Genomic DNA, 12,054 nt, shown 5'->3' on the forward strand with positions numbered 1-12,054 from the left:
TCAGAGTGCATGTGCTTGCCGCCATTTTACTCCGTCGCGAGGCAGGAGCAGTCCGACGCCGTGGCGGCGCCAACTCCGATAGGCGCGAACGACCGGGCTTTGGATAATCGTCACACAGCGGCCGCCGGCCGCGTTGATCACACGGAGGAGTACGATGAATATCATCATCTGGATAGTGGTGGGAGGAATACTGGGCTGGCTGGCCAGCCTGGTCATGCGAACCGACGCGCAGCAGGGGCTGGTGCTGAACGTCGTGGTCGGCATAGTCGGCGCGCTGCTCAGCGGCTGGCTGCTGGCGCCCATGCTGGGCACCGGCACCATCAATGCGAACGACTTCAGCGTCGAATCGCTGGCGGTATCCTTCGTCGGCGCGCTGGTGCTGCTGGCCGTTGTCAACCTGCTGCGGCGCGGCCGGTTGCGCTAGGCGGCTTTGGGGTGCTGCCGGCGGCGCCACCAGCGCCGCACGCCGCCGGCGTAGGCCAGGCGGGCCGGAACGGTCAGCGTCACGCGGGTGCCTTTGCCGGGTGCGCTGTCGATGTCCAGCTTGCCCCCGGCGCGCGCCGCCCGTTCGCGCATGCCGACCAGGCCGTAGTGCCGGGGGCTGTTCTCGCCCTGTACCTCGGCGGCGGTCATGCCCTTGCCGTTGTCGACCACCTGCAGCATGAAGTGTTCGCGTTCGTAGATGAGCTGCACCTCGACCTGGGCCGCGCCGGCATGATGGAAGGCGTTGCGCATCGCTTCGCGGCCGATCTCGCAGGCCTCCTCCGCCACCAGGGCGTCGAGCTTGACGCGCGCGCCGCAGACCATCAGCACGAATCGGGTGCCGGGATGCTCGCTTTCCAGCTGGAGGCCGGCCTCGCGCGCGGCGCGCTCGACGTCGTCGATGCGGCCGGAGCGCAGCTCGTGCACCTGGTCGCGGCCTTCGACGACGGTGTCGCTGGCATTGTCGAGGATGGGCTCCAGCGCCTTGCGCGCCGCGCTGTCTTGCGGCAGCGTGGTGACGACCACGTCCAGCCGCAGGATGATCGCCTGCACGCTTTGCAGGAAGGTGTCGTGCAGCGTGCGGGCGATGCGTTCGCGTTCCGCCATGCGCACGTGCATGCGCTCGGCCACGCGTTCGACGGCGACGCGCATGCGGTGCAGGTAAAGCAGGTACAGCAGGCCGGCCGCCGCCAGCACGCACAACAGCTTGAACCAGATGCTCTGCACGAAGGTCGGCGCGATCTCGAATTCCAGCAGCGCCTCCTGCTCGACCGGCACGCCGTCGTCGTTCCAGGCGCGCACGCGGAAGCTGTAGCTGCCCGGGCCGAGGTTGGTGTAGTAGGCGGTGCGGCGGCCGCCTGCCTCCTGCCAGTCGCCGTTGACGCCGGACAGCCGGTACTGGAAACGCATCGCCTCGGGCTTGCCGAGGCCGGGCGCGGTGAACTGGATGTCCAGGTCCTGCGATCCTGGCGGCAGGCGCAGGCCGGCCTTGGCGGCGTAGCTGGTGGCGCCGGCGTCGATGCGCAGCACCCGCACTTCCGGCTTGAAGCCGTTGCGGCGGATCTGGCCCGGGGCCAGCCGCACGATGCCGCCGCTGGCCATGAACCACAGCTGGCCCGCGCGGTCGGCAAACACGCTGGGCAGGCGGTTCTCCACCATCGCCTGGCCCGGATAGCCATCCAGGGCGCCGGTCAATTCGTAGCGCAGCGGCGCGTCCGGATGGTCGACGGCGTCGCGCCAGTCGTCGCGGCGCACGTGGACCACGCCCTTGGCGCCGTTGAGCCAGCGGTCGCCGTCGGCGGTGATGGCCATGCCGGAGATGTTGACCAGCGCGTCGGGCCGGTCGGTCTTGAGCATGCGGAAGCCCTGGCCCTGCAATACCGCCAGGCCCTGGTCGCCGCCGGCCACGACGTCCTCGCCGGCGGTGATGCTGGTGATCAGCCCCAGGGCACGGCCGTCGTATGTGGTCATCTTGCCGTTGTCGTTGAAGACCAGCATGCCGTCTGCCGTGGCGTGCCAGCGCTGGCCGGCGCCGCGCCCTGGCGCGCCGAGGAAGATGCGCGGCGACAGCGTGAAGGCGCTGCGCGGCAGCCAGCGGCCGTCCACGTAGCCCATCAGGCCGACCTTGGAGGCCGCCATCCACAGCACCTTGCCGTCGTCCTGCAGACCGAGCACGTCGAGGTCCGTGGGCTGGCCGTCGGGACCCGGCGGCAGCGGTATCTTGCTGACCTGGCCGTGCAGGCGGCGCTCGATCTCGCGCCGGCCCGCCAGCAGCAGCGCGCCGTCGCGGGCGTTGGCCACCACCGAGAACGGCTGGCTGCGTTCTTCCTGCGGCGCCTTGCCCGGCGCCAGTCGCCAGGCGGTGGCGGTGTTCTGCGTGGTGGCCCAGACGCCGCCCTCGGTGTCGCCGGCCATGCTGAAAATGCCGGCCGACAGCGGCACCCGCGCCGGTATCAAACGGTTTTCACGGAAGCGGTCGAGGCCACCCTGGGTGGCGATCCAGATATTGCCTTCGCGGTCTTCCATGATGACGTTGGCGGCGCGCGCGGACATCTGTGTGAGCGGATTCAGCGTGTCTGTGGCGTCGCGCACCGGCGTGAATGCGTCCTGCCGTTGGCCGCCGCGCGCCACCACACACAAGCCCTGCGGACAGTGCTGGGTCCACAGATTGCCGTCACGGTCGAACTGGCCGGCCCAGCGTGATTCGGCCGGATTGAAGCCGGCTGAACGCGGCAGCGCGCGGGCCGGGGCGTAGCCGGGCGGAAGGCTCAGCGCCAACGGCACCGGCTGCAGGCGCTGCCCATCGGCCAGCCACAGGCGGCCGTCGGGCGATTGAATCAGCGCGGCGTCGTTGGCCTGCGCCAGCACTTGCTGGAATTTTCCGGTGGCGCGGTCCAGGCGGTACAGGCCCTGGGCATTGATGGTCCAGACCTGGCCGTACTGGTCGAGCAGTACGCTCTTTGCCATCAACTCCGGCAGGCCTTGATCCGGGCCGATCTTGCGCGGCTGGCCGTGCGCATGCAGGAACAGGCCGTTGTCGCTCGCGATCCACACGCCGCCGTCGCTGTCCGGCGCCAGCGTCATGACGCGGCCGTTCTTGCTGTCGAATGCGGGCAGGTCTTCCAGCCTGCCGTCCTTGTGCAGCACCGACAGGCTGCCGACCATGTAGCTGATCCACAGGTCGCCGTTGTCCTGCGCGCGCAGTTCGGTGATGCGGCGGCGGGCGAATTCGCCGTTGATCGGCAGGATGTAGCGTTCGAAGCGCACGCCGTCGAAGCGGAACAGGCCGGTGGTGGTACCCAGCCACAGCCAGCCGTCCGGCGTCTGCGCCAGGCTTTTTACCTCGCCCGGCGCGCCGTCGCGCGCGGTCCATGAGGCGTGATTGTAGTCGTCGAGCCGGATGTCCGGATTGAGCGCCGCGGCCGGCGCGCACGCCAGCCACAGCATGGCGGCGCCGACGAGGGCACGCCAGCTCCGGCCGCGCCGCACGTTCATTGCACCGCTGCGGCGCTTGGCTTTTTGGTGCGCAGCTGGTAGCCGACGCCCAGCACCGCCAGCCATACCGGGATCAGGTACACCGACAGCTGCAGGTCCGGCGTCATGTACATCACCACCAGGATGCCGGCCAGGAAGGCCAGGCACAGGTAGTTGGTCAGCGGGTAGCCCAGGCTGCGGAACGCGGTGGTTTGGCCCTCGGCCTTTTTCTGCGCGCGGAAGCGCAGGTGGATCCAGCTGATCATGCCCCAGTTGATGATCAGCGCCGAGACGACGAGTCCCATCAGGAAGCCGAAGGCCTTGCCCGGCATGAAGTAGTTGACGGCCACGCAGATGCCGGTCGCCAGCGCGGACACGCCCAGCGCCGCCAGCGGCGCGCCGCGCTTGTTCAACTTCAGCAGCGCCTGCGGCGCGTTGCCTTGCTTGGCCAGGCCGTACAGCATGCGGGTGTTGGAATACACGCAGCTGTTATACACCGACAGCGCGGCCGTCAGCACCACCGCGTTCAGCGCGTGCGCCACCAGGTTGCTGTTTAGCGCATGGAAGATCAGCACGAACGGGCTGCCGCCGGTGACCACCTTCTGCCAGGGGTACAGCGACAGCAGGATGCCCAGCGCGCCGATGTAGAAGATCAGGATGCGGTAGATGGCCTGGTTGGTGGCCTTGGGTATGGTATGCGATGGATTGTCCGCCTCGGCCGCGGTGATGCCGATCAGCTCCAGGCCGCCGAACGAGAACATGATGACGGCCATCGCCATGACCAGGCCGCCGACCCCGTTGGGGAAGAAGCCGCCGTGTTGCCACAGGTTGGCGACCGTGGCTTCTGGACCGGCGCTGCCGGAGAACAGCAGGTAGGCGCCGAACACGATCATGCCGACGATGGCGACCACCTTGATGATGGCGAACCAGAACTCCATCTCGCCGAAGGCCTTGACGTTGGACAGGCTGATGGTGTTGATGATGACGAAGAAGGCCAGCGCCGAAACCCAGGTCGGGATCGCGGGCCACCAGTACTGGACGTAGATGCCGACCGCCGACAGTTCGGCCATGCTGACCAGCACATACAGCACCCAGTAGTTCCAGCCAGCCGTGAAGCCGGCCAGGTGGCCGCAGTATTTGTCGGCGAAGTAGCTGAACGAACCGGCGACCGGCTCGTCGACCACCATCTCGCCCAGCTGGCGCATGATGAAGAAGGCGATCAGGCCGGCCATGCCGTAGCCCAGCAGCACCGACGGCCCGGCCATCTGTATGGTTTGGGCGATGCCGAGGAACAGGCCGGTGCCGATGGCGCCGCCAAGCGCGATCAGCTGGATGTGCCGGCTCTTCAGGCCCCGTTTGAGTTCGTTCTTACCATCTGCCATCTGTTTCCCTGGGCGGTATGCAAAAACGATGATTCTAATGCAAAAGCCGGGCGGTGAAAAAGAAATCGCGCCGCCGGCCTGGGCGGGTTGCGTCTAGTCTTGCGGGAAACGCTCGCGCCAGAAGGCCGTGAGACGGGGGTCTTCGTCCACGCGGCGTACCACCGGCGTCATGCGTGGCGCGACCTCGTAGAAACGATCGCGCCAAGGGCCGAAGCGGGAGACCACAGTGACGTAGAGGTCAAGCACGGACAGATCATCACCAAGAAGATAGCGGCCCGGCTTTAGCTGGCGATCCATGTTGTTCCAACAAAATGCGATGCGCTCATGCACTGCGTTGACCACGGACGTTCGTGCGCCGACGGGCGCACCGATGCGCTGGACATCGGGCTTGATCCAATGGAGCGAGTAGATGGCTGAGGATACGTAGACCATCCATCGCAGAAACTGACCCCGCCGAGGGTCTTCCGGCGCCGGCGCCAGGCCCGCGCCAGGGTACAGATCCGCGAGGTAGATCAGTATCGCGGCGCTCTCCGTCATGACCTCTCCGTCTGGCATGACCAAGGTTGGGATCTGCCGCATCGGATTTTCCGTTGCGACGCGGTCTCTGGCTTCCTCATCCACCCAAGTGGCGCCCTCGATGAGGGAATACGGAACACCAAGCAGTGTCAGTGCCGCCTCGACGGCGATCGACCCCGACGCCTGTGCGCCGTAAACCGTGAGAGGGGGCACATCTGCCATCTGGTTCCCTGAGCGGTATGCAAAGACGTTGATTCTAATGTAAAAGCCGGGGGGGCGAAAACGAAATCGCGCCGCCGGCTTCGGGTATGGATGGCTGGAGGGCCTCAGGCCATCACGATGTTTTCCAGGTTGAACATGAACGGCGCCGAGTTGGCGCCGGAACCGCCGCCGGTCATGACGATGTCGGCGCTGACGATGCCCAGCAGCGACAGTTCGGTGTTGATATTGGAGATGATGGCCGAGTTCATCAACTCGCCTTGTACCACTTGCGAGGCCACGCCGATCCAGATGGTCGGCCTGAACTCGAACACGGCTTTCTGTCCCGGTGCGATGCTGGTCTTGATGGCCAGCAGCCTGCGGTCCTTGTAGATGCCGGCGTTGATCGCTCCTTTTGCCAGGTTGTTGAGCACCTGGACTTCGGTGCTGCTGGTACCCTGGCCGGCATACGACAGCCTGTCGCCCGAGGTGTCCAGTGTGACCTGGAACAGTTGGCCGTTTTCGGCATCGAGTTGTGGCATGTAGTTGCCCCAGCTGTCGCTGGCGCCGACCGTCATCGTCATTGGGTAGTTGAACGGATGGTTGTCGCCCTGGCCGCAATTCTGAATCACTGTCCAGGCGACGGCCAGCTCGTCGAAGTTGGTCGCCACGTTCTTCTGGCAGATAACGACTTGCGAGTTGTTGGCGTCGTTGGAGTTGTTGATGAAGTTCAGTTTCACGTCCATAGCAATGAATCTCCTGGTTGGGTTGATTTTTTGCTATGTTAGTCTAAATTTTCTAAATGTAAATATAAATTATCAGACAACACTTGCTTCAATCCTCTTGGGGCGGCGTGGAGCGCGCCGCCTCCGTGCTCTGTCAATGTTCCTGTTCGACGGCGTGCTTACGCAAGAAGTCGAGCGCCTGCAACGTGCTCGCATCACTGGCGCGCGCAGCCCGGCCTGCTACACAGCAGGACCAGCTTGCGGGCATCGAGCACAGTGATCCGTCCGTCATGGTCCAGATCCCTGGGATCGTCGACTCCGGATGCCAAGGTGTTGAGCGCGTCCATGATCATCGCCACATCGCCGTTGTCGACGGTGTTGTCTCCGTTGAGATCACCCACTCGCGCCGAGGCGGGCACGAACGTTACCGTCAACTCCGAGAAGTCGACCATGGCATCGTCGCCTACCACCATGTCGAACTGGCCGCCGCGCAGCAAGGGGAGCAGGTTTCGGTACTCGTCCGGCTGTGGAGGCAGGCTACCGCCGGGTTCGAAGCCACGGTCGATGGTCCGAAGCGGCACCTTCGCCAGGTTAATCTCCAGCTCCAGGTCTTCGCCCATATGCGGTACACGACCCGACAAAGGCTTGAGATCGCGCAAGGCGATGAACGGCAGCCGAACGCCCTGACGCACGGGCACCGAGTCGCGATAAAGAATGCTGTCGTTGGACACGAGCGGGTTCGTTCCCTTGAGCCGCAGCTTCAACGTGGCGCCGGTGACCCGTGCCTTTCCAGGAAGCGCAAAGACATGGGTGAATCCGACCGGGCGGTCGAAACCGCCGACATCCAGATTGACACCAGGCGACTGCCCCGGCGTAGCCGCAATATCATCCAGCACGTCCTGCACGGCCTGAGAGCGCGGCGGCACATCACGCAACCCGCCCGCGACGTAACCATCCTTATCGCCCACCAAGCTGACGATAGGGTTCTTCACCAACACGGAAGCCGTGCCGGTTTGGCCTTGTCCGACGATTACCGGAGTATTGGAAGAAGGAATGGCCGTACCCTCAAAACTGGTGAAGAAGTCGGCCGTGCCGATCCGGGCGCTCTCGGCAGCGCTGGCGGAAAGCGTTAGGCTGACAAAAGCCGGAGTGTTGGCGTCCATCGCTGCGATGCCATCGCTCAAATCGACGACCACGCGGCTATTGCTATTAATGCTCAAGCCCGTACCGCCGTAGTTGTCCAGCGCCTGATAGGACATGAACAGCGGGCTGAACGGATTGCCAAGACCCCCCTTAAGGTTCAACTGGCCGCGCTGGGAATTCGCCAAGCCTGCGGCGACATAGAGTTGCGGCCTGTAGTTAGGCCGGTCGTCGATATACAAGGCTATGTTGAACCCATTGGACTGGTTCATCGCGTAGTCATAAGAAACCCAGAAGTAGCCGCCGCCCTGGCCGGAGCTGTTGCCGACTCCCCAGTTGGGGCCCCAAGAGTTGGCCACCAGAATCGCGCCGTACTTGACGACGCCGCCGACGGTGTATGGCCGGTTGTCGTCGAAACCCACGATAGTAAGCGCATGACTACCCACGTAGGACTGACCATTGGTGGAGTACAGCACCCCGTTGCTGATGCCCGGAGGTTCGTTGTTCCGAAAGCCGCTGTACCAGTTGGCGTACACATCGCCGCGCGTCACTGCGATGTGGCCGTTGGAGAGGTGCTGCTTCAACGCTTCCATGCCGCTGCCCGTGCCATCCAGATCCCGCACATCGATCCAGTGTGCCAGTGTGCCCCTGAATTTTAGCGCATCCAGCCAAGCCGCTTCGGAAGGCCAGGTGGTGTAGTCGGTGCGCGAGTACGGCCACGCGGCTTGGCTGGTGCAACCCTGTTCGATCAGTCGGCTGACCACGTATTGTGTGCTGGCACCGGAGTCGGCCCCATTGTTGACTAGCGCATAGAGGAAACTCGGGCTGCCGATGTAGGCACGGGCAGGCGCATCGCCTAGCCCCTTGGAAACGTCCACCCCTTCGTCACGGGCCTGGGTGTAAGTGCTGTAGTAATAGCAAGTCGCCCAAGCCGTGCAATCGCTGAATTGCTGACTGTCGATGGGGGGCATGAAGATCGACAAGCTATTGTCCACCTGGGATGGCCGAACCGCCTGAACTCGAACGCCCGACGTTGCAAGCGAAGCACGATCTAGTGACAAGGCATTCGGTGCTACGGTATCCGTGCGCGCGTAGGACCGTGTGATCGCCGCTTCTTCGACAGGCGTTGCAGGCCGATCACCCAGCCGCGGCGTGGCCGGAGTGAGTTGATCCTTGGGTGGCGGCACCACTACCACTTGCCGCACGCCCGTTAGTGCGCCGAGAGCGCCGGTCATAACGGGATCGATCCTCACCAGGAAAGCTCGCTCCGCGGTGAAGTCCAACACGGTACCGCCCAAGGACTGGATGGAAGCCCGGAGAATGGGCAGATTGGCCGTCGGCGTTACGAATACGCGCGTGTTGGACGTCGCAGCTGCCAGAGCGGCGTCTGTCGCACACAACAAGGTCAAAATGAGAGCGATGACCGCGCCGGAGCGCAACCGGCCCCGCGCATCCCGGCGAGACAGCAGCCCCCCGACGAGGCGGGCATGACACGCAGCCACCGCCCTTGCCACAACGTTCAGATAGCGCATGTTGGCCTCCCTGTTTTAATTTGCTCTTGCAAGCGGCGCCTGCTCGCCACGGCCGCCGCAAACGCACCCAAGGCGAACAGCAGGCACGGGTTCGGTTCAGGAATATCGACGATCAGTTCGCGCTGGACTTGGATCCCCGCAATCGGATTGCCTGCCGCATCGCCAAAAATGGCAGATCCCGCATCCAGACCGAACGCCGCGAATGGCGCACCGACGAGGCTGGGCGCATAGAAGCTGAGCGTCGCCAGTGTAAAACTGTCGCTCTGCAAGTCGGCCAGGTAGGGGCCGGTACAGATGACGCACGTACTGGCGGATTCTTCCAGTAGCGACACCTCGAAGAATTCGAACACGCCGGGTACGCTCGCGTTGGCGCCTTTGATCACCTGAAGTGGATCGGTGGGATCACCTAGGCCGGATCCCAGCGACGAGGGGGCGCCGGTGGATAGATTCACCAGTAATGGGTTGTAAGTTAAGCTGAGATCGAAGGCACCCAGCAACGTATTTACGCCGCCGGACTGCAGACCCGAGATCACGATATCGATGAGCAAGTTCTCAGGTGGATGCAGTTTTTCCGGATTCGCATGAAGCGAGACCATGGGACCTGCGATGACCGGCATCGCCAAGCTGTACCAGCATGCGGCCAGCAACCATTTCTGTAATTTTTTCATCCGGGCCTCCCAATGATAGGTAGTCACATCAATGCATTGTTTAAATAACAATTCCACGATTTGCAGACGACGATTTAAAATTGATACAGTTTGTAGCTGTGGCGCCAGCAGCCACCAAGCAAATTCGGATCCAGTCTGGATAAGCCATTGATTATTAATAAAATTGTGAATAAAAATAGGTGAAGTCGAACTTGGCTGTAAAAATTTTCGACAGTGGAGACGTGGGGACGGATCGCGAGGAAAGCGTTGCGACAACGGGTTAACGCCTCACAACACATTTTTTTGAAATCGTGTATGATGATCATCATGCGAAATTCAAAACCCACCACCAGAACGACAGCCAAGGAAGCCTCGCATGAGCGCATCGTGTCCGCCGCTGCGCGGGCGATCCGTCGCAGCGGCTATGACGGAACCGGAGTCGCCGACATCATGAAGGAGGCCGGGCTGACCCATGGGGCTTTCTACGCCCACTTCGCCTCGCGCGAGGCCATGCTGGCGGAAGCAGTGGGGCGGGCCTGCGCGGAGTCGGCCGCCGTGGCGGCAGACGTCGTGGCCAGCGTGCCGCCGGAACAGGCTTTGACCTACATGCTCCACGCCTATCTCTCGCGAGAAAACCTGGAGCAGGTGGAGCAGGGATGTCCGCTGGCCGCGCTGGGCTCGGAGACCGTGCGTCAAGCGCCCGAAGTCCGGCGCGTGACCACCCGGTACATCAAGGAAATGGTCGATCTTGTTGCCCGCCAGTCGCCGGATTGGGGGCAGCCGGGTGTCCACGAGCGCTCCCTCGTGACCATCTCTGCCATGGTCGGCACGTTGCTGTTGGCCCGCGTCGTCGACGAGCCTGCGCTATCCGACAGCCTGCTTACGGCTGCCTTGAAGCACCTGCCCATCGCCTGACGCCACTGAAATCCATCAATTCTTCGCTTGCCTAAAAATATGATGATCATCATGCGAAAATAAAAATTACGTCCCCAGCATGGAGTCATACGACGCCATTCACAACCCTCGCTACGTCAGGAACAAGGAAAATCATGAAAGCGCTCACCTTCAAACGCTATGGCAAGTCGCCCGACATCGGCATCTCGGACGTTCCCCGCCCCACGCTCAAGCCCAACGAGCTGCTGGTTCAGGTCCACGCCGCGGGCGTGAACCCGATCGACAACATAATCCCCACCGGCATCTTCAAACCCGTCCTTCGGTTCCGGCTTCCGGCTACGCTGGGCAGCGATCTGGCCGGTGTGGTGACGGAGGTCGGCAGCAGCGTGACTCGCTTCAGACCTGGCGATGCGGTCTTCGCCAGCATCTTCGACATGGGCACAGGCTCGATCGCCGAGTTCGCGGTGGTGCCGGAGAGCGCGGCCGCGATGAAGCCGGCCAACCTGGACTTCGTGCAGGCGGCATCGATCCCGATGGTTGGGCTCACCTCGTGGCAAGCGCTGAATGAACGCGCCATTCTTCGGGCCGGTCAAAAGGTGTTCATTCCCGCAGGCTCCGGCGGTATTGGCACGTTTGCGATCCAACTGGCAAAGCACCTGGGCGCCAAGGTGGGAACGAGCACCAGCACGGGCAACGTCGAACTGGTGAGCAGCCTTGGCGCGGACGAGGTGGTTGACTACAAGAAGCAGGAGTTCGAGAAAGTGCTGCGCGGCTACGACGCGGTGCTTGGCACGGTCAGGGGGGACGCGTTGGAGAAAACCGTCGATATCCTCAAGCCGGGAGCCACGATGGTATCCCTGGTCGGACCACTGGACGCGGCATTCGCCCGCGCTCGACGGCTGAACTTCTTGCTGACGTTCGTGTTCGGCTTGATGAGCCGCAAGATCATCCGCCTTGCGAAAAGGCGGGATGTCGCCTACTCATTTTTGTTCGTGCGTCCCGATGGCGATCAACTCGCCCAAATCGGCGAACTCCTGGAGGGAGAGCACATCCGGCCGGTGATCGACAAGGTGTTCCCGTTCGAACAGGCAAAGGAAGCCCTTGAATACCTTGCCCAGGGGCGTTCCAGGGGCAAGGTCGTCGTCAAGATGAGATAGAGGCGATCAAAGCCCCCGGTGACCTGGTTTCACACGCCGGGACCTATGGCGGGGAGGGCAAGAGTCGGGCTACTGAGCTATTACATCTTATCGCTGCCGCCGCGCTTCCTCTTCCTTTTTCATGTCCGCTTGCGCCTGGCGGTGCGTCTCCGCCTTGCGCCGTTCGTTTTCCTCGATTTGCGCGATCTGCCGCTCCAACAGTTGCACGGTGCGGTTCAGATCCTCGATCTCCTTGATCAGCTGCAGGCGCGCTTGGGGATCGCTGGTTTCCATCAGCTGCTTCTGCAGCGCGGCGATCTGTTTGCGCAGCTTCTTGATATTCCCGAGCAGCCCATTAATCTGAGCCTGGGCGTCGGAGCCGACGCCCGCGCTGCGCGCGCCGCCTGAAGTAATGCTGGATACCATTG

At 63.2% G+C, this 12,054-nt stretch carries 10 protein-coding genes; 3 read left to right on the plus strand and 7 right to left on the minus strand.

What is annotated here, in order from left to right; translation table 11 throughout:
• The first annotated feature begins 154 nt into the window (after positions 1 to 154).
• Entirely contained in the window at positions 155 to 424 is a 270-nt protein-coding gene (locus tag ABWW33_RS21050) for a GlsB/YeaQ/YmgE family stress response membrane protein (RefSeq protein ID WP_176650975.1), read from the plus strand.
• Here the strand turns inward: ABWW33_RS21050 and ABWW33_RS21055 are convergent.
• The 6 genes from ABWW33_RS21055 to ABWW33_RS21080 form a co-directional block, all read right to left on the minus strand.
• Positions 421 to 3,477, minus strand: coding sequence for a sensor histidine kinase (locus ABWW33_RS21055; protein WP_353403594.1), 3,057 nt, complete (start codon positions 3,475 to 3,477; stop codon positions 421 to 423). The two genes, ABWW33_RS21050 and ABWW33_RS21055, sit on opposite strands and share 4 nt — an antisense overlap.
• The gene (locus ABWW33_RS21060) at positions 3,474 to 4,838 is read right to left on the minus strand and encodes an amino acid permease (RefSeq protein ID WP_353403596.1); all 1,365 of its coding nucleotides are present in this window, start codon (positions 4,836 to 4,838) and stop codon (positions 3,474 to 3,476) included. Before ABWW33_RS21060 ends, ABWW33_RS21055 begins: the two co-directional genes overlap by 4 nt.
• Positions 4,839 to 4,931: 93 nt before the next feature.
• Positions 4,932 to 5,576, minus strand: coding sequence for a glutathione S-transferase family protein (locus ABWW33_RS21065; protein ID WP_353403597.1), 645 nt, complete (start codon positions 5,574 to 5,576; stop codon positions 4,932 to 4,934).
• Between the two features lie 104 nt (positions 5,577 to 5,680).
• On the minus strand, positions 5,681 to 6,298 hold the full coding sequence (locus tag ABWW33_RS21070) for a hypothetical protein (RefSeq protein WP_353403598.1): 618 nt from the start codon (positions 6,296 to 6,298) through the stop codon (positions 5,681 to 5,683).
• A gap of 194 nt (positions 6,299 to 6,492) precedes the next feature.
• The gene (locus ABWW33_RS21075) at positions 6,493 to 8,949 is read right to left on the minus strand and encodes a hypothetical protein (RefSeq protein WP_353403599.1); all 2,457 of its coding nucleotides are present in this window, start codon (positions 8,947 to 8,949) and stop codon (positions 6,493 to 6,495) included.
• Positions 8,937 to 9,872 carry a hypothetical protein gene (locus tag ABWW33_RS21080; protein ID WP_353403600.1) on the minus strand — a complete coding sequence of 312 codons (936 nt, stop codon included), beginning with the start codon at positions 9,870 to 9,872 and terminating at the stop codon, positions 8,937 to 8,939. Before ABWW33_RS21080 ends, ABWW33_RS21075 begins: the two co-directional genes overlap by 13 nt.
• A gap of 39 nt (positions 9,873 to 9,911) precedes the next feature.
• Here ABWW33_RS21080 and ABWW33_RS21085 point away from each other — a divergent pair, with 39 nt between their 5' ends.
• Together ABWW33_RS21085 and ABWW33_RS21090 are read left to right on the plus strand one after the other, a co-directional pair.
• Positions 9,912 to 10,511, plus strand: coding sequence for a TetR/AcrR family transcriptional regulator (locus tag ABWW33_RS21085; RefSeq protein WP_353403601.1), 600 nt, complete (start codon positions 9,912 to 9,914; stop codon positions 10,509 to 10,511).
• 134 nt (positions 10,512 to 10,645) lie between these two features.
• Complete coding sequence (locus tag ABWW33_RS21090) at positions 10,646 to 11,647, plus strand: NADP-dependent oxidoreductase (RefSeq protein WP_353403602.1); 1,002 nt, start codon at positions 10,646 to 10,648, stop codon at positions 11,645 to 11,647.
• Between the two features lie 87 nt (positions 11,648 to 11,734).
• Here the strand turns inward: ABWW33_RS21090 and ABWW33_RS21095 are convergent, their stop codons facing one another.
• Positions 11,735 to 12,052 carry a FlxA-like family protein gene (locus ABWW33_RS21095; protein WP_353403603.1) on the minus strand — a complete coding sequence of 106 codons (318 nt, stop codon included), beginning with the start codon at positions 12,050 to 12,052 and terminating at the stop codon, positions 11,735 to 11,737.
• Positions 12,053 to 12,054 lie beyond the last annotated feature (2 nt).

This window comes from Duganella hordei (assembly GCF_040369125.1).
In the GTDB taxonomy this organism is placed as follows: domain Bacteria; phylum Pseudomonadota; class Gammaproteobacteria; order Burkholderiales; family Burkholderiaceae_D; genus Rugamonas; species Rugamonas hordei.

Excerpts from the sequence above, each read along its gene's own strand:
- ABWW33_RS21055 (WP_353403594.1), bottom strand. The coding sequence starts at position 3,477 with ATGAACGTGCGGCGCGGCCGGAGCTGGCGTGCCCTCGTCGGCGCCGCC.
- ABWW33_RS21050 (WP_176650975.1), top strand. The coding sequence starts at position 155 with ATGAATATCATCATCTGGATAGTGGTGGGAGGAATACTGGGCTGGCTG.
- ABWW33_RS21075 (WP_353403599.1), bottom strand. The coding sequence starts at position 8,949 with ATGCGCTATCTGAACGTTGTGGCAAGGGCGGTGGCTGCGTGTCATGCC.
- ABWW33_RS21060 (WP_353403596.1), bottom strand. The coding sequence starts at position 4,838 with ATGGCAGATGGTAAGAACGAACTCAAACGGGGCCTGAAGAGCCGGCAC.
- ABWW33_RS21085 (WP_353403601.1), top strand. The coding sequence starts at position 9,912 with ATGATGATCATCATGCGAAATTCAAAACCCACCACCAGAACGACAGCC.
- ABWW33_RS21065 (WP_353403597.1), bottom strand. The coding sequence starts at position 5,576 with ATGGCAGATGTGCCCCCTCTCACGGTTTACGGCGCACAGGCGTCGGGG.
- ABWW33_RS21070 (WP_353403598.1), bottom strand. The coding sequence starts at position 6,298 with ATGGACGTGAAACTGAACTTCATCAACAACTCCAACGACGCCAACAAC.
- ABWW33_RS21090 (WP_353403602.1), top strand. The coding sequence starts at position 10,646 with ATGAAAGCGCTCACCTTCAAACGCTATGGCAAGTCGCCCGACATCGGC.
- ABWW33_RS21095 (WP_353403603.1), bottom strand. The coding sequence starts at position 12,052 with ATGGTATCCAGCATTACTTCAGGCGGCGCGCGCAGCGCGGGCGTCGGC.